The organism is Tateyamaria sp. LSS28 (assembly GCF_059611725.1).
Genome location: NZ_JCAPFI010000006.1, coordinates 1 through 21,582, shown reverse-complemented (window position 1 = coordinate 21,582; position 21,582 = coordinate 1). Strand labels below are relative to the sequence as shown.

The window sequence follows — 21,582 nt, the reverse complement described above, 5'->3', positions numbered from 1 at the left end:
TGTGCCGTTGAGGGTATCATTTCAAGGCGACATTGTGATCTGTTTCCAAAAATTGCATTAATCCCGCATGACTTCCCCTATTGTTTACAGTTCTGACCCCGTTGCGTTGTTTGGCGGTGGTGAGGCCACTTTGGCCGATGTGGCCGAGGTTCAAGCCCTTGCAGGTCCATGCGTTGCAGCGGATGGAGGCGCGCAGATTGCGCTTGAGGCGGGCATTGATCTGGCTGCCGTAATCGGTGATTTCGACTCGGTTACGCCGGACATATTGCGCCAGGTGCCTGCTGATCGTCAGTATCATATCGCAGAGCAGAACAGCACCGACTTCGACAAGGCGCTGCGCCATATTTCCACCCCCGTGGTTCTGGCCGCAGGCTTTTTGGGGGGACGGGTGGATCATCAACTGGCCTGTTTCAGTGTCCTGGTGCGCTATGCAGACCGGCCCTGTATTCTTATTGGGCGAGAAGAGATCGTCTTTCTGTGTCCGCCGCGCCTGGCCTTGGCTACACGGCCCGGCGATGTTGTATCGCTTTACCCGCTGGCGGCGGTCGAAGGGACGTCGACGGGGTTGCGCTGGCCGATTGACGGCCTGGCATTTCACCCGATGTCGGCCATTGGTACATCGAATGCGGCGGAAGGGGCTGTCACCCTCACCATGTCAGACCCTGCGATGATCGTGATTGCGCCGCGCCGCTGCCTGCCAACGCTCACGCAGGCGCTGGTTCAGGCGTCTCAAGACGCGCGATGGCCCGCTCGCGCAGCACAATATACAGCCCCGCCGCAATCGTGATCGAGATCCCGACGGAGGCAAGCCCGTTGGGCAGGTCGCGGAAGACGAGGAAACCGATGATCGTGGCAAAAGGGATTTCCAGATATTGCATAGGGGCCAGTGTGGCCGAGGGCGCGTAGCGCAGCGACCATGTCATCAGCAGGTGCGCCATTGTGCCAAGACCACCGATGGCCAGTAGGAGGGTCCATTCAAAGCTGTTCGGAGTGATCAGCTCGATGCCCGGCAGGTTCTTACCCTGCAGGAAATAGACCAGCGGCCCCATGATCACGACAGCCATGACCCCACTCACGGCTTGCAGGCCGATTGGATCGGTTTCCTTGGCGATTTGGCGTGTCACGAGCATGAAAACAGAGAAGTTCACGGCCACGAAAAGGGGCAGCAGAGCGGGCCAGCCCACTTCGACAAAGCTGGGTTGTACCACAAGGAGCGTGCCGCAGAACCCGACGACACAGGCCCAGACGCGGCGGCTGCCGACTTCCTCGCCCAGAACGTATTTGCCCAGCAGCATCATGATGAACGGCATGACAAAGGCGATGGCTACGGCATCCGCCAAGGGGAGGTATTGCAAGGCTGTGAACATGGCACCGATCCCGAGGATGTGCAGCACCGTCCGAAATAGTGTTAACCACAAAACCCGTCCGTGCATGCGCCACAACCGTCGACCGAACCAGACAATAGGGATCAGGATCACTGCCTGCACGGCGAAGCGGACCAGAACGAGTTGGGCAAGAGGAACCGATTGCCCCAACACCTTGGCCACCGCGTCCCCGACAGGAGCGACAATGCAAAAGCCCAGCATCAAAAGGATGCCGAGAAGAGGGCGATCATGGGTCATGGCGCCACGCTACCCAGTGACGGGCGGAGTGCAACAAAAGGATTGAGGCTTGGGTGACGCTATTTGGCGTCAACTCGCTTGATTGGCCGTACTGTTGGTCTGCGGATGCACTCTTTGCTGCGCAAATTCGCCCACCCGCCGACCCAAAAACATGGCCCTCCGATTGTCTGTGTGTCGGAACGGTGAAGGCATCAACAGTTCGGCACGTTGACCGCAAGCCCGCCCAGCGAAGTTTCTTTGTACTTCTCGCTCATGTCGGCACCGGTTTGTCGCATGGTTTCGATGCAGGCGTCGAGCGGCACAAGGTGCGTGCCATCGCCCCGCAAGGCGAGGCTGGCCGCACTGACCGCCTTGATCGCGCCAAGGCCGTTGCGTTCGATGCAGGGCACCTGCACCAACCCGCGCACGGGGTCGCAGGTCATGCCCAGATGATGCTCGAGCGCAATCTCTGCCGCGTTTTCGATCTGCTGTGGTGTGCCGCCCATGACGGCGCACAGGCCCGCCGCAGCCATGGCCGCGGCGCTGCCCACCTCGGCCTGGCAGCCCGCTTCGGCCCCCGATATGGAGGCGTTGTACTTCACCAGCCCTCCAATGGCGGCAGCGGTCAGCAGGAAATCCTCGATATGCGCTTCGGTAGCGCCGGGAACATGGTCGAGATAGTAGCGCAAGGTGGCAGGCAACACGCCCGCCGCGCCGTTGGTGGGGGCCGTGACGACTTGCCCGCCTGCTGCGTTTTCTTCGTTTACGGCCATGGCATAGACGCTCATCCAGTCGTTGATGGTATGCGGAGCCGTCAGGTTCATCCCACGCTCTTCCATCAACTTGTCATGGATGCCCTTGGCCCGCCGCTTGACGTTCAGACCGCCGGGCAGCGTGCCGTCGGTTGTCAGGCCGCGCGTGATGCAATCGTTCATCACCTGCCACAGCCGTTTTGTGCCCGACCGCAGGTGTGGGTCTCCGTTGCGGGACACTTCGTTGGCGCGCTTCATGGCTGAAATGGTCTTGCCAGAGCTGTCTGCCATCTCAAGCATTTCGGCAGCTGTTTTGAAGGGGTAGGGGACGGGCGCCCCTTCATCCGTTGCTTTGCCAGCGGCCAGTTCCTCTTCGGTCATGACGAAGCCGCCGCCGATAGAATAGAAGACCTGTTGCAGGGTGATGTCGCCCTGTGCATCGGTCGCCATCAGGATCATGCCGTTGGCGTGGCCGGTCAGGGGCGTGTCGTAGTCAAACACAAGGTCTGTCTTGGGGTTGAAACGCAATGCAGGCAGGTCGTCGGGATGCAATCTGTGCGTATCGGCCAATGCCACCAGCGTCGCTTCGGCTTTGTAGTGGTCGTAGGTGTCGGGCACAAACCCGGCAAGGCCAAGGATCATGGCTCGGTCCGTTGCATGGCCTACTCCGGTAAAGGCCAGTGATCCATGCAGCGACGCGCGCACCCCGGCGAACTGGAAGGGCGAGGCGCGCATCATGTCGAGGAACCGCGCAGCCGCCACCATGGGGCCCATGGTGTGTGACGAGGACGGGCCGATGCCGACCTTGAACATTTCGAATACGGACAAGAACATTTTAGAGTGCGGATCCTTCGGGCGGGTTGGGGCGCTGCGGCGCTGTAAAAGGTGCGGGGCCCAATCCCTCGGCCCGTTTGGCGATCTCGGTGGCGGGCCATGCGTCCGCCCGTTTGCAGATGTGGGACAGGTGCGGGCTGTCGGCAAGGGTGAACCAGTCACGATTGTCCGGGCCATAGACTGCACACCAGCGCAGCATGCAGACCACATAAATATCAATGGCGGTTGCTGTACCGTCGCCGAAGGCTTGGTTTGCCGCTTGTTCGAGGATCGCAAAGTCCCGCATCAGGGCGCGTTGCGCGCCCTCTGTCACGGCCTGTTGCAGTCCGGGATCGTTACCCATCAACTTGTCCGGGTAGAACAGCAATTGCATGTGCGGGTGCACCGTGTTGGCGCAAAAGAAAAGCCATTTCAGAAAGTCTGTGCGCGTCGCTTCGCCGGGTTTTGGCCCAATGACGCCGTGCTCATCGACAAGCCAGAGCAGGATCGCACCTGTTTCAAACAGGATACCATTGGGTGTTTCGAGCGTTGGGATCAGCCCGTTCGGGTTCAGTTTGCGATAGGCCGCGCTGCGTTGTTCCATTCTTGAACGGTCGACGAGGACCGTGGAGTAGGGCACGCCAATCGTATCAAGCGCCAATCGGATGATCAGCGACGCGTTGTCGGGCGCATAGTGCAGAACGTAGCTCATGCATGCCATGTACCTTCGACCACGGCGCAAACGATGTCTCAAAACGACCAATTCGTTGGAGAAAAGGCCACGATTAACGACACGTTTACCTTGGTGCGCTTCCTTGAAGCACGGAGGATGCCGAATGCGCTGGATTCTATTGCTGATGTCCCTGGCTGTCTGTGCGTTGCCATGGCGGGCCACATTTGCTCAGGAACTGTCCGGGCAGGATCTGGTCGATGTGCTGGTTGCACGAACGCCGGGGGCGACACTGGACCGAATGCGTGCGCGCCCCGATGCCTTTGTTCAAGAGGCGGCGGGGTTGATCCTTGGCTATGGTGGGACGCGAGGATTAACCGCGGCCGACATCGAGACAGCAATCGCGGCGGAACAGGCGCGCCTGCGGGCGCGAGAAATTCGTCGCCTGCTCGAAGCCGACCTGAATGACGACCTGACAGTCACCCGCGACGAGTTGAACGTTCTGCTGCGCGCGGCATCCGCGACGATGCGGGGGCGCCTTCTGGTCTGGCATCGAAGCGCGGACACGGACGGCGATGGCACCGTCCGATGGGCGGAGCTGCGGGGCCATGCCGCGAAAAAGGCGGAAGCCGGGATGTCGGAAACGGCCATGGCCGCCATGCGCGCGATGATGACCTTTGATTTGAACGGCGATGACCATGTGGTCATCGACGAGGTGCTAGAGGCGATGGAACTACTGGGTGCACCTGCCTGACCGTCTGTTTCCGCCGCGCAGTGCAGCAAATTGCATCCTTTGGGGTCGCAACAACCCGCCCGCGTGCGTATAAGCCCAGCAGCATTTGGGGAGTCGCATACATGTCCGGAGAACTGTCGCCCATCGACAAGGCCAAATTCGTCGCCGCGAAACGCGCCGCCGACTATGTCGAGGATGGAATGCGCGTAGGTCTGGGGACCGGGTCAACCGCCGCCTGGCTGGTGCGTTGTCTTGGCGAACAGGTGCGCGAGGGCGGTTTGAGCTTCAAGGGTGTGCCCACATCGACCCGCACGGCGGATCTGGCCCGCGAGGTCGGGATCGAAGTGATCAGCCTGGACGAGGCCAAATGGCTCGACCTCACCATTGACGGCGCGGATGAGTTCGATGGCGACCTGAACCTGATCAAAGGTGGCGGCGGCGCGTTGCTGCAGGAAAAGATCGTGGCAACGGCCTCTGATCAAATGGTGGTGATCGCGGATATCGGCAAAGAGGTCGAACATCTGGGCGCGTTCCCGCTGCCGATCGAGGTCATTCCATTCGGCTGGCAGACCACGCAGGCGCTGGTCGAGGAAACCCTTGTCTCAATGGATGTTCTGGGCCGTCAGTCCAGCTTGCGCATGAACGGCGAGCGCCCCTTTATGACGGACGAGGGGAACTACATCCTCGACCTGCATCTGCAGCGCATTGGCAACCCCCGTCAGCTGAGCCTGGTGATCAACCAGATGCCGGGTGTGGTTGAAAATGGTTTGTTCATCGATATTTGTGACGCCGTTGTCATCGGCTACGGCGATGGTCGGGTCGAGGTGCGAGATATCAATGAAGGCACAGTGGAACAGGATCGGCTCGATTTCTTGGAAAGCGACAACCTGTTCTCCGACCTTGCAGACTAAGGACACGAAACATGGCGGACTATGACTACGACCTCTTTGTAATCGGGGGCGGCTCTGGTGGTGTGCGCGCAGCACGCGTCGCCGCGGGTGAGGCCGGGGCGCGCGTCGCACTGGCCGAGGAAGACCGCTATGGTGGGACCTGCGTGATCCGGGGCTGCGTCCCCAAGAAACTAATGGTGTTCGCCAGCGAATTCGGAGAACTGGCCGAGGTCGGCAGCGCCTACGGTTGGAACATGACGGCGGGGTCCTTTGACTGGCCGGGGTTCCGCAGCCATCTGAACACTGAACTGGACCGGCTGGAAGGTGTCTACCGCAGCCTCCTGAAAAATTCTGGCGTCGAGACATTCGATGCGCGCGCCAAGCTGAAAGACAAGCATACGGTCGAATTGTCGACGGGTGAGACGAAGACGGCCAAGACCATCCTGGTCGCCACCGGCGGGCGCCCGGTGCGTCCAAGCATCCCCAATGCAGATCTGGGCATCGTCAGCGATGATATCTTTCATCTCGAAAAACTGCCCAAATCCATTCTGATTATCGGTGGCGGATACATCGCCTGCGAATTTGCCTGCATCCTGCACGGACTGGGTGTCGAGGTGACGCAATACTACCGCGGGGCTCAAATCCTGCGTGGCTTTGATGACGAGGCGCGTGGCCTGATCGCTGAATCGATGCGCGACCGGGGGATCAATCTGCACACCGGGACAAACATCGTGCAGATGGGACCGGCCTCCGAAGATCATTCCGACGCTATTCCAACGGCTTCTGATGCCGCAATGGGCGCAAGCGCGCAGCAGGAGAACGTCATGGCCTATGGTGGGGTCGCGACCAAGCCGAACCCCAAGGATCGCGGTGGCCCGATCTGGGTCAAGTCCACGACCGGGCGGGAGTGTGTTTTCGACATGGTTCTGTTTGCGACTGGGCGTGACCCGAACAGCACCGACATGGGACTTGAGGATATTGGTATCCAAGTCGGTCGCCGCGGTGAGATTGTTGTGGACGAATACTCCAAAACCGCGATCGACAGCGTCTATGCCATTGGCGATGTGACCAATCGTGTGAACCTGACTCCCGTCGCCATTCGCGAAGGTATGGCATTCGTCGAGACAGTGTTCAAAGACAACCCGACAGCGGTTGATCATGACCTGATCCCATCGGCGGTGTTCACCCAACCCGAGATGGGAACGGTCGGTTTGAGCGAAGAAGATGCCCGCGATCAGGAGGAAGTCGAAGTGTACTGCACGTCGTTCCGCCCGATGAAGACGGCTTTTGCCGGACGAAGCGATCGCGTATTGATGAAACTGGTTGTGTCGGTGGCAACGCGCAAGGTGCTGGGTTGCCACATCGTCGCACCGGATGCGGGCGAGATGATCCAACTGGCGGGTGTCGCTGTTAAGATGGGAGCAACCAAGGAAGATTTCGACAGGACGGTTGCGGTGCACCCGACCATGTCGGAAGAGATCGTGACCATGCGGACGCCAATGCGGACTGCTTGAATTTTCTGGTAAAAATCACAGGTAATGCACAAGGTGCGGCACTGGCTGCACGGCAAGAGGAGAATAATACCACATGGCTGGCAATACAGGCGGCCCCTGGGGGGGTGGCGGCAAATCGGGCGGCGGCGACGATGATCGTGGCAATGGCTCTCGCGGTCCCGGCCGCGGCAATGGCGGGCGTGGGCCCGGTGATGATGGTCCGCAGATCCCCGAAATCGACGAATTGGTCAAAAAAGGCCAGGAACAACTGCGTGTCCTCATGGGTGGTCGTGGTGGCGGCAGCAACGGCAGCGGTCGCGGTTCAGGCGGCGGCGGTGGTCCGTTCTTGACGCGCGGCACGTTGGGCCTTGGGGCCCTTGCAGCACTTGTACTCTGGGGGATGGCGAGCTTCTACACCGTCCGGCCCGAAGAACAGTCTGTCGAGTTGTTCCTGGGCGAGTTTTCGTCCATCGGCAGCCCCGGCCTGAACTTTGCGCCTTGGCCCGTCGTGACAGCCGAAGTGATCCCCGTGACCCGCGAACAAACCGAAGAAATTGGTGTGGGCGGTCGTGGCGGTGATGCCGGCCTGATGCTGACCGGCGACGAGAACATCGTCGACATCGATTTCCAGGTTGTCTGGAACATCAATGATCCGGCCAACTTCCTGTTCAACCTGCGTGACCCGCGCCCGACCATTCGGGCCGTGTCGGAATCGGCGATGCGTGAGATTATCGCGCAATCCGATCTGGCGCCGATCCTGAACCGGGATCGTGGGGCAATCGCCGGTCGCTTGCAGGACCTGATCCAAAGCACGCTCGACAGCTATCAAAGCGGCGTGACGGTGATCCGTGTCAACTTTGACAAGGCGGACCCGCCTGCATCCGTGATCGACGCGTTCCGTGACGTGCAAGCGGCGGAACAAGAGCGGGACCGGCTGCAGAACGTGGCGGACGCTTATGCCAACCGTGTGCTTGCGGAAGCACGTGGTCAGGCGGCCCAGCTTCTGGAAGAGGCCGAAGGTTACCGTGCTCAGCAGGTCAACCAGGCAGAGGGTGAAGCCAGCCGTTTCTCCGCTGTTCTGAGCGAGTACGCCAAAGCACCCGAAGTGACGCGCAAGCGTTTGTATCTTGAAACCATGGAGCAGGTGCTTGGCCGTGTGGACAAGATCATTCTTGATGAAAACGAAGGTGCCGGAGGGCAGGGGGTTGTGCCCTATCTGCCGCTGAACGAGCTGCGCCGTAACCCAGCGGAGTCGAACTGATGCGGAGATCAACTTTCCTGCTGCCCATCATCGTTGTAATCGCAGCCATCGGTCTGTCGTCCCTGTTCATCGTAGATGAACGCGAAAAGGCACTTGTCCTGCAGTTTGGCCGTGTTGTCGCCATCAAGGAAGACCCCGGGCTTGCGTTCAAGATCCCGCTCATTCAGGAAGTCGTGCGCTATGACGACCGTATCCTGAGCCGTGATGTCGAACCGCTTGAGGTCACACCGCTTGATGATCGCCGTCTCGTTGTCGACGCCTTTGCCCGTTACCGGATCACCGATGTGAACCAGTTCCGGCAAGCCGTTGGTACGGGTGGCGAAGAGTCGGCGGATCGTCGGATCGACGGTATTCTGCGGAACGAGTTGCGCGAAGTGCTGGGTTCGGTGTCGTCGAACGACATCCTCAGCTCGGACCGGGCGGCCTTGATGCTGCGCATTCGCAACGGTGCCATCGCCGAAGCGCGCGCGCTGGGCATCGAAGTGGTGGACGTGCGTCTGAAACGGACCGACCTGCCAACCGAAAACCTTGACGCCACCTTTGAGCGGATGCGTGCAGAACGCGAGCGGGAAGCGACCGATGAACGCGCCCGTGGTAACGAGGCGGCGCAGCGTGTGCGTGCGCAGGCGGACCGGACAGTGGTTGAACTGACGTCGGACGCAGAACGTCAGGCCGAGATCATTCGTGGTGAAGCCGATGCGCGCCGGAACTCGATCTTTGCCGACGCCTTTGGCGCGGACCCGGAATTCTTTGAATTCTATCGGTCGCTTACCGCGTACCAGCGGTCGTTGCAGGGGTCGAACTCGACCATGGTGCTGTCACCTGACTCTGACTTCTTCAACTACCTGAAGTCACCGACCGGTGCGACGGCGGACGCCGCTGCCGCTGCCGCGGACGCAGCAGCCGCAGCCGTCGCGGGACAGTAATGGCTTGGGTCCTTCTGGCCCTGGGACTTGTGATGTTGGTGGAGGGGCTGGCCTATGTGCTGGCCCCTTCGCTCATTGAACGCGTGCTTGAGGTGCTGCGCACCATGCCCGAAAGCGCCCGACGTCTGTTTGGTGCGCTCGTTCTCGTAACCGGACTGATCTTTATCTGGCTGGCTTTTTTTATTGGTTTGTAAGGCAATGCATTTCAGAATGTTCACGTGCACATCACGCTCTGTTGAAACCACGAGACGCTGATCCATCTTTAATGTTGCAAGGATGCAACCCTACATGCACGGTGTGCGCAGGTGCGCGCGTCCGTGTGCAAAATGACCGAAACGGTCAACAAGACTATGCAGGAGTAACCTGATGCAGCGACAGGCAATCGCCGTCTCCGGACGGCTTTCCCCAATGCCCCTCTTTCGTGCCCTGTGGTTGGGCGCTTTGGCGCTGGCCTTTGTTATGGTGCAGGCGCTCATGGCGCAGGCGCGCCCTGAAAGCCTGGCCCCTCTGGCAGAACAGATCAGCCCGTCGGTGGTCAACATCACGACATCCACGGTGATCGAAGGGCGGACCGGCCCCCAAGGCATCGTGCCCGAAGGCTCGCCCTTCGAAGACTTTTTCCGCGAGTTCCAAGATCGCAATGGCCAGGGTGACCGGCCGCGCCGTTCGTCGGCGCTTGGGTCCGGCTTTGTGATTTCCGAAGATGGGTTCATCGTCACGAACAACCACGTCATCGAAGGCGCAGACGAGATCACGATCGAATTCTTCAGCGGAGAAAAGTTGGTTGCGGAACTGGTCGGCACCGATCCGAACACGGACATCGCGCTGCTGAAGGTCGAAGCAGATGAGGCTCTGCCGCACGTGCCATTCGGCGACAGTGACACTGCGCGTGTCGGTGATTGGGTGGTTGCGATGGGCAACCCGCTTGGTCAGGGCTTTTCAGTCTCTGCCGGTATCGTGTCGGCGCGCAACCGCGCATTGAGCGGCAGCTATGATGACTACATCCAGACGGACGCGGCCATCAACCGCGGCAACTCCGGTGGTCCACTGTTCAACATGGATGGTGAAGTGATTGGCGTGAATACAGCGATCCTGTCGCCCAATGGCGGTTCGATCGGTATCGGCTTCTCGATGGCCTCCAACGTCGTGATCCGCGTGGTCGACCAGCTGCAGGAATTCGGCGAAACCCGCCGCGGCTGGCTTGGTGTACGCATTCAGGACGTGACGGATGACATTGCAGAAGCGATTGGCCTCGAAAGCACAACTGGTGCTCTTGTCACATCCGTCCCGGACGGCCCGGCCAAGGATGGCGGCATGCAGGATGGCGACGTGATCCTGAGCTTTGCCGGCGTTGATGTTGCCGACACGCGCGGCCTGGTGCGCCAGGTGGGCAATAGCCCTGTTGGTGAAACGGTGCGCGTGGTCGTGTTCCGCAATGGTGAAACAGTCACTCTGCGCGTGACACTTGGACGGCGCGAGGAAGCCGAAGGCGCCGTGCCCGCCGTTGCGGCGCCCGAAGAGGGCCCTGCCGAAGCCGAAACCAAGGATGTGCTTGGCCTGACGCTCAGCACTCTGACGGATGAGCTGCGTGAACAGCTGGGGGCTGACGCGGATCAGGAAGGTCTGGCCGTTGTCGAGGTGGACGAGACCAGCGAAGCCTTCGAAAAGGGCCTGCGTGCAGGTGACATCATCACCGAAGCAGGGCAGCAAAAGGTCAACAGCATTGGCGAGTTCGAGACGCGGCTGGATGACGTGAAAGAAGCAGGGCGCAAATCGCTTCTGCTGCTGGTGCGTCGGGCGGGTGATCCACGTTTCGTGGCGCTCAGTTTGGCCGAGTAAGTACCGTCATCGATATGAAATAGGTAAGGTGCCCCTCGGGGCGCCTTTCTTGTTCAGGGTTTGCAGCGATGTGCCCGCCTGTAAGGCGCACCTGCTGGTGCGCCCCGCCCGTTAGGTTGCGGCAGGATTGGCGACAGTGATCAGTCCCAGCTTGCGGGCGGCGGCGATGGAAAGGGTCTTGCTGTCCAGGCCCTCTGCGGCCTGATACTTCCCGATTGCGGCCCGGGTGCGGGCGTCCATCTCGCCCGTGATCTGTCCGCTGTAGAACCCCCGCGCCTCCAGCGCACGCTGGACCGATGCAACGAAGTCGGGCGTGACATCAGCGTCACAAAGAATTTCGTACCAGGTTTCCCGACGCGGCTGGACAACCTGCTGGCTTGTCTCGGTTTTGTAAATCGGAGGCGATTGAACCCGCCCATCGCTGCTGATCTGTGCGGGTTGCAGCTGGATTTTGCGGGTCACGGTCTCGACCACGGCAGGGCTCACCGTCTTGTCCCAACATGTGCCCGGTGCCGCCCCGGGCGGGGCGGTTGCCAGCGAAATGGGATCGACATTTGCGGTTGATGTGACTGCGCCATCTTCGGCGCAGGCTGCGACAATGCATGCGGCGGCAAGAACCGGGAAGAGGGGTCTGAATGTCATGCTCGGGCCTCTGGCTGGGCTTTTCAGGGCAACATAGCTGCGGGCCCTGCCTCTGCCTAGCCCCGCTGCGTCAGCCGCCCTTGCGGCTTTCCCAGGTATCCGTGCGTGTCTCGTGTCCCATATGCCGCCCGGTGCCTTCCGCCAGAAGCTGGTCGAGCAGGGGCGAGATATCCTTGATCTCTTCGGCCAGCACATGGGTGACGTTGTGGGCCCGCTGCATCCGGCCCGTCACCTTCAACATGCGCCCGGCCACCACGGCACGGCGAAAGCGTTCGTAGACGTGACGCCAAACGATGACGTTCACCACGCCCGTCTCATCTTCAAGCGTGAGAAAGATCACGCCCTTGGCCGTACCAGGGCGTTGCCGCAGGATCACCAGCCCTGCCACCGCCACCCGCGCATTCACCGGTGGCGCATCCAGCTCGCCCGCGCGCAGACACGCCGGGGGACGGGGCCATGTGGGCGCATGCCCGGACGGGGAGGAGGGGTAAATTTGCATGAGAACAAAAATAGAACAAATGTACCATGTCGCAAGTGGAAAAGTCGGGGGTCGCAAAAGGGGCTGGCAGCCTTATCTCCTGCCCGGTAGAGATATGCGGAATGCGGATTGAAGGGGGCACGAGAATGGCCAAGATCACCTATATCGAACATGGCGGAACCGAGCATGTTGTGGACGTGGCCAATGGCCTGACGGTCATGGAAGGCGCACGTGACAACAACATTCCGGGCATCGAAGCGGATTGCGGTGGGGCCTGTGCCTGTTCTACCTGCCATGTCTATGTGCATCCCGATTGGGTCGAGAAATTGCCGACGAAGGACGACATGGAAACCGATATGCTCGACTTCGCCTACGAACCGGATGTGACCCGTTCGCGCCTGACCTGCCAGCTGAAGGTGACGGATGCGCTGGACGGGCTTGTCGTGCAGATGCCTGAAAAGCAGATCTGATGCCCATCAGGGCGCCGCGTCTGCTGTTGCGCCTTTTGCGTCCGCCCGCCCGCGGCGCGTTGCAACCGCTGCGCGTGTTGCTGGCCGCGCTGGCGCTCGTGGCACCCTCAGCGCCTGCCCTGGCCGACGTTATCGTGGCGGCCCGTTACACCGATCCGACCGACAGGTATGCCCATGGCATCCTTGGCGATGCGATCGAATGGGGTGCTCTCGAGCTTGAGATGCAGGACGGAGAGCAACGCCGCTTTGTCCTGCCCGGCGATCACGTCTTCGAAGACGTGGCCCCCCGCCTTGCCGATCTGGATGGCGATGGCGCACCCGAGGTCCTGGTGGTCGAAGCCGATGTCACCGCCGGGGCTGCCTTTGCGATTTATGGCGCGCAGGGCAAGATCACCGAGACGCCACATATCGGAACCCGCAACCGTTGGCTTGCCCCGCTGGGTGCTGCTGATCTGGACGGCGACGGCGTGACCGAGATCGCTTATATTGACCGTCCGCATCTGGCCAAGACATTGCGCATCTGGCGGTTTGCAGATGGCACCCTGACCGCTGCCGCAGACCTGCGGGGCCTCACCAACCACAGGATCGGCGAGGTGGACATCGCCGGCGGCATCCGCACCTGCGCGGGAGTGCCCGAGATGATCCTGGCTACCGCGAACTGGTCGGACCTTGTGGCCATCCGCTGGGATGGATCACAGTTTCAGCGCATGTACCTGGGCACCGACACGACACGCCCGGCCTTTGCCCGCGCCATGGACTGCCAATGATCCGACTGGCTGTTGCCCTGCTGTTTGCCGCGGCGCCCGCTGTTGCGCAGGACCGCCTGACGCCCGAGCAGTTTCTGGACCTTGTCGCCAACCGGACCGCGTCTTTCGCGACCTTTCCAAATCGTCAGCCTGTTGGGATCGAACAGTTCTTGTCCCGCAATCGTACTGTCTGGGCGCGCGCAAATGGGACCTGCGCCTTTGGCATGGTGACGGCGGACAATGGTCAGGTCTGCTTTGATTACGATGATGACCCGCCCGGTGTGCAGCATTGCTGGGTCCCGTTTCTCCGTGACGCACGCCTGTTTGTCGCCTCAACCGATGATCTGGGAGAGGTGCAGGAGGTTGTGGACATCAGCGACGATCCGGTGGCCTGCACGCAAGCGCCAATGTCGTAAGCTGTCGCAGCTCCTCTGCCCGGTTGCATCCGAACGGTGCCTCCGGCGGGGATTTTCTGAAACAGGGAAGCAAGGGGCTGGGGCGCGCTTGTCCTAGTCGAGCGCCCGCCAACCAATGTCACGGCGGCAAAAGCCTCCGGGGAAGTCGATGGCATCAATCATCGCGTAGGCACTGTCGGCGGCCTCGTGCAAGGATGCGCCCCGGGCCGTGACATTCAGAACGCGCCCACCAGATGCGGTGATCTTGCCATCCCGTGCTGACGTTCCAGCGTGAAATACCATCTGGCTGCCGGTAGCGGGCAGCGTGTTGAGCCCGTTGATCACAGCCCCCTTTGCATAGTCCCCTGGGTATCCCTCTGCCGCCATCACGACGGTGATCGCGTGATCCTCCGCCCAATTGACCTGTGCTTTGTTCAACCGGCCTTCGGCCGCTGCATGCATCAGGTCTAACGCCTGCGCGCCTAGGCGCATCATCAACACCTGGCACTCCGGATCCCCAAAACGCACGTTGTATTCAACAAGGCGCGGCGCGCCGTTTTCGATCATCAGGCCGGCATAGAGTACACCCTGATACGGCATGCCCCGCACCGCCATCTCCGCCATTGTCGGGCGGATGATCTCCTCAAGGGCGCGTTCGGCAATGTCATCGGTCAGCACGGGGGCCGGGGAATAGGCTCCCATACCGCCGGTGTTAGGACCCGTGTCGCCTTCGCCCACGCGCTTGTGGTCTTGCGCAGTGCCGATGGGCAATACGTCGGTCCCGTCGCACAAGACAAAGAAAGACGCCTCTTCGCCCTGCATGAATTCCTCGATCACCACCTCGGCCCCGGCACCGCCAAAAGCGCCGCCAAACATGTCATCAATTGCGGCATATGCCTGTGCGACGGTTTCGGCGATGATGACACCTTTGCCTGCGGCCAGCCCGTCTGCCTTGACGACAATCGGGGCGCCCTGTTCGGTGACATACGCCTTGGCTGCAGCGGCATCTGTGAAATGACCATACGCAGCCGTTGGTGCGTTGGCCGCATCGCAGATGGCCTTGGTGAAAGCCTTGGACGCTTCGAGCTGCGCCGCGGCCCGGCTCGGGCCAAAAACCAGCACGCCTGCATCCCGCAAACGGTCGGCCACCCCGGCGGCAAGCGGAGCTTCGGGACCGACAATCACGAAATCGATGCACTCTTCTTCCACGAATGTCGCGACAACGCCGCCATCATTGATGTCCAGGTTCGCGCACTCGGCAATAGCCGCAATCCCCGCATTGCCGGGGGCCACGACCAGCCGGTCACATTTGGGATTCTGTAACACCGCCCAGGCCAAGCTGTGCTCGCGGCCACCGCCGCCCAGAATGAGAATGTTCATCACTTGCTCCTTGGCCTTCACTTGGCCGCGTTCTAAGCTGGCCGGACCCGCAGCACAAGGATGGCCCATGGACCTGCTTGACGATCCCGTTCCCGGTTCGAACACACCCGAGTTTTCGGTGTCCGAGATTGCGGGCAAGGTGCGCAAGCTGATCGAGGGCGAACTGGGCTGGGTCCGGATCAAGGGCGAGGTCGGGCGCGTTGTGCTGGCACGCTCCGGCCACCTCTATTTCGACCTCAAGGATGATCGCAACGTCCTGTCCTGCATGACGTGGAAGGGACAGGTCAGCGGTCTGGGCACCATGCCCGAGGAGGGGATGGAGGTCGTGGCCGAAGGCCGCATGACGGCCTCGGGTTTCCAATCCAAATTCTCACTCAATGCCGAGCGCATCGCGATTGCGGGGCAGGGCGCGCTGATGGCGCTCCTGGAAAAACGTAAAAAGGCGCTCGCCGCCGAGGGGTTGTTTGACGACGCCCGCAAGCGGCCCTTGCCCTACCTGCCCGAGGTGATCGGGGTTGTGACGTCTCTGCAGGGGGCCGTGATCCGCGACATCCTGCATCGGTTGCGGGATCGGTTCCCACGCAAGGTGCTGATCTGGCCGGTGGCAGTGCAGGGGGCCAATTGTGCGCCGGAAGTTGCGCGCGCCATCGCAGGCTTCAACGCATTGACGCCCGGGGGCGGCATGCCCCGACCCGATCTGCTGATCGTGGCGCGCGGCGGTGGCTCCGTCGAGGATCTCTGGGGCTTCAACGAAGAAGCGGTCGCGCGCGCCGCTGCTACCTCGGACATCCCGCTGATTTCAGCGGTGGGGCACGAAACCGACACCACGCTGATCGACTTCGTGTCGGATCGGCGCGCGCCCACGCCGACGGCCGCCGCCGAAATGGCCGTGCCGGTGCGCCACGAGCTGCTGGCCTGGGTCGAACAGGCAGGCGCACGGATGACGGGCGCGGTGAGTGGCGGGATGCAGCGACGGCAACAGCGGTTGCGCGATCTGGCCCGCGCCTTGCCGCGCGCGGATGCGCTGGTCGAAGGGCCGCGCCAACGGCTTGACGTGACGGGCGGCCAACTTGGACCCGCGCTGATCGCGGGTGTGCAACGGCGCAAGGTGCGGCTGTCCGAGGTGTCGGGCAGCCTACGTCCGGCCACCTTACGACGCAGCCTCGAGGCAGAAAGACGTCGTCTTGATGCCTTGTCTATGCGACTTGAACCGGCGTTGGCCCGTGTCGCTGCTGCGAAACGCGAACGGTTGGAGGCGCGCACGGCCCGCCTGACCCCGACGCGGATTGGGCAGGATGCAGCGCGCAAGTCGGAACGGCTGCGGGATGCAACGGCCCGCATGCAAGCCGCTGGTCAGAGGCAATTGGAGGGGCTGCACCGCAAGCTTGCAGCCATGGATCGGCTGCGTGAAACACTCAGCTACAAGGCGACGCTGGCACGCGGGTATGCCGTTGTGCGGGGCGAGGGGCAGATCCTGACCAGCCGGGCCGCGGCGGAACAGGCCAGTGGCCTTGAGATCGAATTCGCTGACGGGCGCATGAAACTGGGTGGCGGAAAGAGCGCTGCGCAGAAAGCCGCATCCAAACCGCCAGAACAGGGATCGCTGTTCTAGGGCGCATCAAGACGCGCCTTACGGGCAAAGCTCCATAGCATAGCTCGCGCCGGATAAGGCGGAGGTGACCTCCGCCTTACACCCTGTCTGTGGCGCGGTGATGCAGGATCTGTAAGGCGGACGTGTCGTCCGCCCGGCTCACACGCCGATCTTTGGGCCAAGGCAGATCATTTCTTCGCCAACATCCTGCGCTTCGTACAGCTCGGTGCTGGCAGGATCATTCTCGAAGGTTGCGATCAATCCGCCGGCTCTCTTCTCAAACGTCCAGCATTGCGGATCCGGGCGGTCTTCGTAGACAAAGCAGATCAGGGGGCCGTCATTGTACCACGTCCCATCCCTGCATTCGCCATCCAGAAAGGACCATGTAACGCGTCGGTTTTCGTGATAGATTTCAGCGCCGTAGGCTTCGCCCGACCGGCCATAATACAGGGTCTTGCCTGTCACATAGGCTTCGAACTCGGCCGCCGTCATTGGCTCTGCCATGGCGGCGGCGCCTATGAAGGCCAGCGGGATCAGCAAGAGGCGAATGATCATGCGCCCACTGTGGCAGAGCTGTGCGAAACCTGCCAGAGGACGTGTCGTTTCATGCGGGTGCTGGCGTTATCCTGCCTTGCACCGCGGCACCCGTCCATCGTTCCGCCCGCCTGTCCATGATGCGCCGCCAAAGGGGTGGCACAAGCGCCAAAACGGCCATCACTGGCAGGGAGTGGGGCAATATGGGCATGGTCTCTGCGTCCAGTTCCAGACGTGGAAATGCTGTCGCCGGGCGAGCATGGTGGGCCGAGTGATGCGGCGCGTTGAGCATCATCGCCGCCGAGTACCAGTGTGGTGCGTTCCATGAATGGGCCGGACCCATCGGCTCCAACTGACCCCCGGGCATGCTGCGCCGCATCAGCCCGTAATGCTGGACGTAATCCGACAGCATCAGTTGGATCTGCGCATACGCGCTGACAAGGATCAGACCGAAGATGCCCGCACCACCAGCCAACGCATAAGCAACCGCAACGCTCAGCACAGACGCCAAACCATAAAAAAGGTAAGGGCGCGGCAGCCGCGCACCGCCATGGCGCCTTCGTTCGGCGTATAGGCCATCGCGACACCCACCAATCCAAGCACGCGCAAGATAGGCCCAGAACCCTTCCCCCAGACGGGCTGTGGCGGGGTCGGCCATCGTGGCCGCGTGAACATGGTGCACCAGACGATGTGCACTGGTGTGGTGGCCAAAGAGGTTAGAGGCATAGCAGGCCGCGCCAAGACGAAACGCCCAGCGGTCCGCACGGTGGATCAATTCATGCGCATTGGAGTTGGACACCTGCCCGAAATACAGCCCGGCCGCCACGACGATCAGCCCTTTGTCGAGCATCGCAAGATCCGTGCCCATGGCCCAAACCGTCAGGCCCAACAGGATGAAATGGGCAACACCCAGGGCCTCGGACAGCCGGTGGCCGGATTGGTCCGAGGGCGCTGGACGCACGGGCAGCTTGTCGAGGAAAAAGACAACAACCGTGATGACCAGCACAGCGGCAATCGGCCAGGGCCCGCCCAACAAACAGGCGAGCGCCAGGCACGCGCCGGGCAAAAAGCTTGCAACGACAAAAGGCAGCAGTGGCGGCATCTATGCAGAATCACTCCGGTTTTCGCGGTTGGACGGTATCATAGCCTGACAGAGGATGCGTTTAGCTTCAATTTGCTGCCAAAGCGTGACCCATTGGCGGCGACATGGTGACGATACGCGCGTGATTTGTGTGCCGGGGCGTCGCTTTTGGGCTGATCGCGCGTTGGCCGCGCTGATATTCTTCGGCCAAATCAGGGCAGGAGTGCGTGTGATGGCGCTGGATGAGTCAGCAAAAGGCAAAGGTGTCTGGAAATCGGGCAAGGGCAAGGGGCGTGTCCGCCCCAAGGGCCGCGCGCTTGAGGATCAGGCCTGGGAAGAGGTGCAGGCGCTGCTCGGCGACCAACCGCGCCGCCGCGATCTGCTCATCGAATTCCTGCATCTGATCCAGGACACCTATGGCCACCTCTCTGCCGCCCACCTGCGTGCGCTGGCCGAGGAAATGCGCCTCAGCATGGCCGAGGTCTACGAGGTTGCCACCTTCTATGCCCATTTCGACGTGGTGAAAGAGGGCGAGGTCCCGCCCCCCGCACTCACCATCCGCGTTTGCGACTCGCTCAGCTGCGAGTTGGCGGGGGCCCAAGCGCTCAAATCCGCCCTCGAAGATGGCCTTGACCCGACCCAAGTTCGCGTCCTCCGCGCGCCCTGCATGGGCCGGTGCGACACGGCGCCGGTGCTTGAACTGGGCCACAACCACATCGACAACGCCACACCGGAGAAGGTGCAGGCAGCCATCGCGGCAAACGACACGCACGCGCATATCCCGGACTACGAAACGCTGGACACCTACGCCGCTGCAGGGGGCTACACGGCCCTCAAGCAACTGCGCGGCAGCGGCAATTGGGAAGACGTGCAGGCCAAGATCAAGGAAAGCGGCTTGCGGGGCCTGGGCGGTGCTGGCTTCCCGTCCGGCACCAAATGGGGCTTTGTCCGTGCCAACGCGGGTCCGCGCTATCTGGCCGTGAACGGGGACGAGGGCGAACCGGGCACGTTCAAGGACCGGTACTACCTCGAACGCACTCCGCACCTGTTCCTTGAGGGCATGCTGATCGCCGCCTGGGCGGTCGAGGCGGACACGTGCTTCATCTACATGCGCGACGAATACCCCGCCGTGCTCGACATCCTCGCCCGCGAAATCAAGGCGCTGGAAGACGCAGGCATCGCGAAACCCGGCTATATCGACCTGCGGCGCGGCGCGGGCGCCTATATCTGCGGTGAAGAATCTGCGATGATCGAAAGCATCGAAGGCAAGCGCGGCCTGCCGCGTCACCGGCCCCCTTACGTGGCGCAAGTTGGCATCTTCAACCAGCCCACGCTGGTGCACAACGTCGAAACCCTGCACTGGATCGCGCGCATCTGCCGCGAAGGGCCCGAAGTGCTGAACAGCACCGAAAAGAACGGGCGCACCGGCCTGCGCAGCTACTCCGTCTCGGGTCGTGTCGCGCAGCCGGGGGTGTACCTGCTGCCTGCGGGCTCCACGATCACCGACATCATCGACGCAGCGGGCGGTATGGCCGACGGCCACGTGTTCAAAGCCTACCAACCGGGCGGCCCGTCCTCGGGCCTGCTCCCGGCCTCAATGAACGACATCCCGCTCGACTTCGACACGCTGCAACCGCACGGCACCTTTATCGGCTCGGCGGCGGTGGTGGTCCTGTCGGACCAGGACCGCGCCCGCGACGCAGCACTCAACATGCTCAAGTTCTTCGAGGATGAAAGCTGCGGCCAATGCACACCCTGCCGGGTGGGCTGCGAAAAAGCGGTCAAGCTGATGCAGGCCGACACATGGGATCAGGGGCTGCTCGATGAACTCTGCACCGCCATGACAGATGCCTCCATCTGTGGTCTGGGGCAGGCGGCCCCGAACCCGATCAAGCTGACGATGAAGCATTTCGGGGATGAAATCTGATCACCAGTTCTTGTAGACGGCGCAGGGGCACCCCTGCGCCCGCACATTCTGGCAGATTTTCGACACGGCCCCACGGTCATTTCCAGACACCCGCGCCATGTGATAGCCGGGTCGCCCCCGCACGCGATTTTTGACAAACACTATATCCACGCGCGCGTCCACGAGGGCGGAACAAAATCGCGCCGCGTCCTTGGCCTTGCTCTGGGCTGCGTCCTTGGTCTTGCCAAATCCGATCTGCGCCCCCCATTTCGGAAGGGTCGGCTTGCCCGGTATCCCTTTGATCGCACTGACCTTTCGGTTGCGCGCCATGGCGAGGCACGCGGGCATGAACGGCTTGCTCGGATCAAGGCGAAAGTCGTGCTGCTCGGGCGGTGCATCGCGCCAATCTTCGGCAGTCAGGCCCGTGATGATTTGCACGTAGTCAATGGTTTCACCGGCCAGACCATCCCCCACGATGAACCCGTCGGCCCGCCGTTCGCCCCCATTATAGGCAACAGCAGCCAGCCCCGCATTCCCGTATCGGCGCAGCAACTCCGCCAGATACTGCGCGGATCGCTCCATCGCCTCAGCCGGGTTGTAACTGTCCGACAGCCCGCGCAACGCAGCTGTACCGGGCATGAATTGTGCAATCCCCTGCGCGCCCGCCGGGCTGAGCGCATTGGCATCAAACCGGCTTTCCTGCCACAGCAGCCGGGCAAAGAAACCGGGGTCAAGCAAATGCCTGCGGCTTGCCTCCTCGATATGCTGACAGATATCGAACGCTGCGTGTTCGGGTCGGATACACGCCACGGGCCCAAGCGCGCCAGTCGAACATAAGGTGCCCGGAGACCGCGCCAAGACAGCAAACGGGGACCAAATCCCAAGGACCAACACGGCGATGGCCCAGAACTCATACCTTTTCATGCCCGTGCGCTCGTATTAGGTCAGGGATCAGATCAAGTATCGGGGCATCATGGCGTTTTTCAAGAAACTCAAGGATCGGCTGTTCAAGTCTTCGTCCAAGATTGACGAAGGGCTGGAAGCGATTGTCGAAGACGGCGGTGTCGAAGAGGCTGCGGCACCTGACCCCGAGATCGTGCCTACACCCGATCCAACGCCGGCCCCTACACCGGTCGAAATGCCGCCGGTGTCCGATCCGATACCTGAACCTGCGCCGGTCGAAGCGCCGGTGATTTCGGACCCGGAACCTGTGTCTGAACCCATCGAAACACCTGTTGCACCCGACCCGGAACCGATAATCGTTCCTGAGCCTGAGCCTGAGCCTGAGCCTGAGCCTGAGCCTGAGCCTGAGCCTGAGCCTGAGCCTGAGCCTGAGCCTGAGCCTGAGCCTGAGCCTGAGCCTGAGCCTGAGCCTGAGCCT

General features: G+C 61.8%; 22 protein-coding genes and 1 pseudogene. 14 read left to right on the top strand and 9 right to left on the bottom strand.

Features of this window, described 5'->3' with window-relative positions:
• Positions 1 to 67: 67 nt before the first annotated feature.
• Positions 68 to 787: a thiamine diphosphokinase gene (locus AC53L6_RS17935; protein ID WP_496908830.1), complete on the top strand. Its 720-nt coding sequence runs from the start codon at positions 68 to 70 to the stop codon at positions 785 to 787.
• Here the strand turns inward: AC53L6_RS17935 and AC53L6_RS17930 are convergent.
• The 3 genes from AC53L6_RS17930 to AC53L6_RS17920 form a co-directional block, all read right to left on the bottom strand.
• Positions 705 to 1,622, bottom strand: a complete 918-nt coding sequence (locus AC53L6_RS17930) for a DMT family transporter (protein WP_299751510.1) — start codon at positions 1,620 to 1,622, stop codon at positions 705 to 707. The genes AC53L6_RS17935 and AC53L6_RS17930 overlap by 83 nt on opposite strands.
• A 191-nt stretch (positions 1,623 to 1,813) precedes the next feature.
• The gene (locus AC53L6_RS17925) at positions 1,814 to 3,187 is read right to left on the bottom strand and encodes an L-serine ammonia-lyase (RefSeq protein WP_496908829.1); all 1,374 of its coding nucleotides are present in this window, start codon (positions 3,185 to 3,187) and stop codon (positions 1,814 to 1,816) included.
• Between the two features lies 1 nt (position 3,188).
• Positions 3,189 to 3,878, bottom strand: a complete 690-nt coding sequence (locus AC53L6_RS17920; protein ID WP_496908828.1) for a glutathione S-transferase family protein — start codon at positions 3,876 to 3,878, stop codon at positions 3,189 to 3,191.
• Positions 3,879 to 4,002: 124 nt separating this feature from the next.
• Here AC53L6_RS17920 and AC53L6_RS17915 point away from each other — a divergent pair, with 124 nt between their 5' ends.
• The 7 genes from AC53L6_RS17915 to AC53L6_RS17885 all read left to right on the top strand — a co-directional run bounded on the left by AC53L6_RS17915 (position 4,003) and on the right by AC53L6_RS17885 (position 10,978).
• Positions 4,003 to 4,590 (top strand): EF-hand domain-containing protein, encoded by a 588-nt coding sequence (locus AC53L6_RS17915; RefSeq protein ID WP_496908827.1) that lies wholly within the window; start codon positions 4,003 to 4,005, stop codon positions 4,588 to 4,590.
• A gap of 101 nt (positions 4,591 to 4,691) precedes the next feature.
• Positions 4,692 to 5,480: a ribose-5-phosphate isomerase RpiA gene (gene rpiA / locus AC53L6_RS17910; RefSeq protein ID WP_299211879.1), complete on the top strand. Its 789-nt coding sequence runs from the start codon at positions 4,692 to 4,694 to the stop codon at positions 5,478 to 5,480.
• Positions 5,481 to 5,491: 11 nt separating this feature from the next.
• Positions 5,492 to 6,973, top strand: coding sequence for an FAD-dependent oxidoreductase (locus AC53L6_RS17905; RefSeq protein ID WP_299773020.1), 1,482 nt, complete (start codon positions 5,492 to 5,494; stop codon positions 6,971 to 6,973).
• A 73-nt stretch (positions 6,974 to 7,046) separates the two neighbouring features.
• Positions 7,047 to 8,213: an FtsH protease activity modulator HflK gene (hflK, locus tag AC53L6_RS17900; protein ID WP_299211873.1), complete on the top strand. Its 1,167-nt coding sequence runs from the start codon at positions 7,047 to 7,049 to the stop codon at positions 8,211 to 8,213.
• Complete coding sequence (gene hflC, locus AC53L6_RS17895; RefSeq protein WP_299211870.1) at positions 8,213 to 9,139, top strand: protease modulator HflC; 927 nt, start codon at positions 8,213 to 8,215, stop codon at positions 9,137 to 9,139. The genes hflK and hflC overlap by 1 nt, the downstream gene beginning before the upstream one ends.
• Positions 9,139 to 9,333: a DUF2065 domain-containing protein gene (locus AC53L6_RS17890; RefSeq protein WP_189369560.1), complete on the top strand. Its 195-nt coding sequence runs from the start codon at positions 9,139 to 9,141 to the stop codon at positions 9,331 to 9,333. Before hflC ends, AC53L6_RS17890 begins: the two co-directional genes overlap by 1 nt.
• A 172-nt stretch (positions 9,334 to 9,505) precedes the next feature.
• Entirely contained in the window at positions 9,506 to 10,978 is a 1,473-nt protein-coding gene (locus tag AC53L6_RS17885; RefSeq protein WP_299211866.1) for a Do family serine endopeptidase, read from the top strand.
• 111 nt (positions 10,979 to 11,089) lie between these two features.
• Here the strand turns inward: AC53L6_RS17885 and AC53L6_RS17880 are convergent, their stop codons facing one another.
• Positions 11,090 to 11,620 carry a peptidoglycan-binding domain-containing protein gene (locus AC53L6_RS17880; RefSeq protein ID WP_496908826.1) on the bottom strand — a complete coding sequence of 177 codons (531 nt, stop codon included), beginning with the start codon at positions 11,618 to 11,620 and terminating at the stop codon, positions 11,090 to 11,092.
• Positions 11,621 to 11,690: 70 nt separating this feature from the next.
• Entirely contained in the window at positions 11,691 to 12,119 is a 429-nt protein-coding gene (locus AC53L6_RS17875; protein WP_496908825.1) for an OB-fold nucleic acid binding domain-containing protein, read from the bottom strand.
• A 125-nt stretch (positions 12,120 to 12,244) separates the two neighbouring features.
• Here AC53L6_RS17875 and AC53L6_RS17870 point away from each other — a divergent pair, with 125 nt between their 5' ends.
• The 3 genes from AC53L6_RS17870 to AC53L6_RS17860 are packed head-to-tail and all read left to right on the top strand — an operon-like array spanning position 12,245 to position 13,730.
• On the top strand, positions 12,245 to 12,568 hold the full coding sequence (locus AC53L6_RS17870) for a 2Fe-2S iron-sulfur cluster-binding protein (RefSeq protein WP_299211857.1): 324 nt from the start codon (positions 12,245 to 12,247) through the stop codon (positions 12,566 to 12,568).
• The gene (locus AC53L6_RS17865; protein ID WP_496908824.1) at positions 12,568 to 13,335 is read left to right on the top strand and encodes an FG-GAP repeat domain-containing protein; all 768 of its coding nucleotides are present in this window, start codon (positions 12,568 to 12,570) and stop codon (positions 13,333 to 13,335) included. Before AC53L6_RS17870 ends, AC53L6_RS17865 begins: the two co-directional genes overlap by 1 nt.
• Positions 13,332 to 13,730: a hypothetical protein gene (locus tag AC53L6_RS17860; protein ID WP_496908823.1), complete on the top strand. Its 399-nt coding sequence runs from the start codon at positions 13,332 to 13,334 to the stop codon at positions 13,728 to 13,730. The genes AC53L6_RS17865 and AC53L6_RS17860 overlap by 4 nt, the downstream gene beginning before the upstream one ends.
• Positions 13,731 to 13,823: 93 nt before the next feature.
• On the opposite strand, the gene purD is transcribed toward AC53L6_RS17860, so the two are convergent.
• Positions 13,824 to 15,089: a phosphoribosylamine--glycine ligase gene (gene purD, locus AC53L6_RS17855; protein ID WP_496908822.1), complete on the bottom strand. Its 1,266-nt coding sequence runs from the start codon at positions 15,087 to 15,089 to the stop codon at positions 13,824 to 13,826.
• Between the two features lie 67 nt (positions 15,090 to 15,156).
• On the opposite strand from purD, the gene xseA reads away from it, so the two are divergent.
• The gene (gene xseA / locus AC53L6_RS17850; protein WP_496908821.1) at positions 15,157 to 16,701 is read left to right on the top strand and encodes an exodeoxyribonuclease VII large subunit; all 1,545 of its coding nucleotides are present in this window, start codon (positions 15,157 to 15,159) and stop codon (positions 16,699 to 16,701) included.
• A gap of 138 nt (positions 16,702 to 16,839) precedes the next feature.
• On the opposite strand, the gene AC53L6_RS17845 is transcribed toward xseA, so the two are convergent.
• Together AC53L6_RS17845 and AC53L6_RS17840 are read right to left on the bottom strand one after the other, a co-directional pair.
• Positions 16,840 to 17,235 carry a hypothetical protein gene (locus AC53L6_RS17845; RefSeq protein WP_299773029.1) on the bottom strand — a complete coding sequence of 132 codons (396 nt, stop codon included), beginning with the start codon at positions 17,233 to 17,235 and terminating at the stop codon, positions 16,840 to 16,842.
• 49 nt (positions 17,236 to 17,284) lie between these two features.
• On the bottom strand, positions 17,285 to 18,316 hold the full coding sequence (locus tag AC53L6_RS17840) for an alkane 1-monooxygenase (RefSeq protein ID WP_496908820.1): 1,032 nt from the start codon (positions 18,314 to 18,316) through the stop codon (positions 17,285 to 17,287).
• Between the two features lie 211 nt (positions 18,317 to 18,527).
• Here AC53L6_RS17840 and AC53L6_RS17835 point away from each other — a divergent pair, with 211 nt between their 5' ends.
• On the top strand, positions 18,528 to 20,222 hold the full coding sequence (locus AC53L6_RS17835) for an NAD(P)H-dependent oxidoreductase subunit E (protein ID WP_496908819.1): 1,695 nt from the start codon (positions 18,528 to 18,530) through the stop codon (positions 20,220 to 20,222).
• Here the strand turns inward: AC53L6_RS17835 and AC53L6_RS17830 are convergent, their stop codons facing one another.
• Positions 20,223 to 21,125 carry a lytic transglycosylase domain-containing protein gene (locus AC53L6_RS17830; RefSeq protein ID WP_496908818.1) on the bottom strand — a complete coding sequence of 301 codons (903 nt, stop codon included), beginning with the start codon at positions 21,123 to 21,125 and terminating at the stop codon, positions 20,223 to 20,225.
• A 49-nt stretch (positions 21,126 to 21,174) separates the two neighbouring features.
• Between AC53L6_RS17830 and AC53L6_RS17825 the strand changes: the two are divergent.
• A pseudogene (locus tag AC53L6_RS17825) lies at positions 21,175 to 21,582 on the top strand (signal recognition particle-docking protein FtsY); the annotation flags it as partial.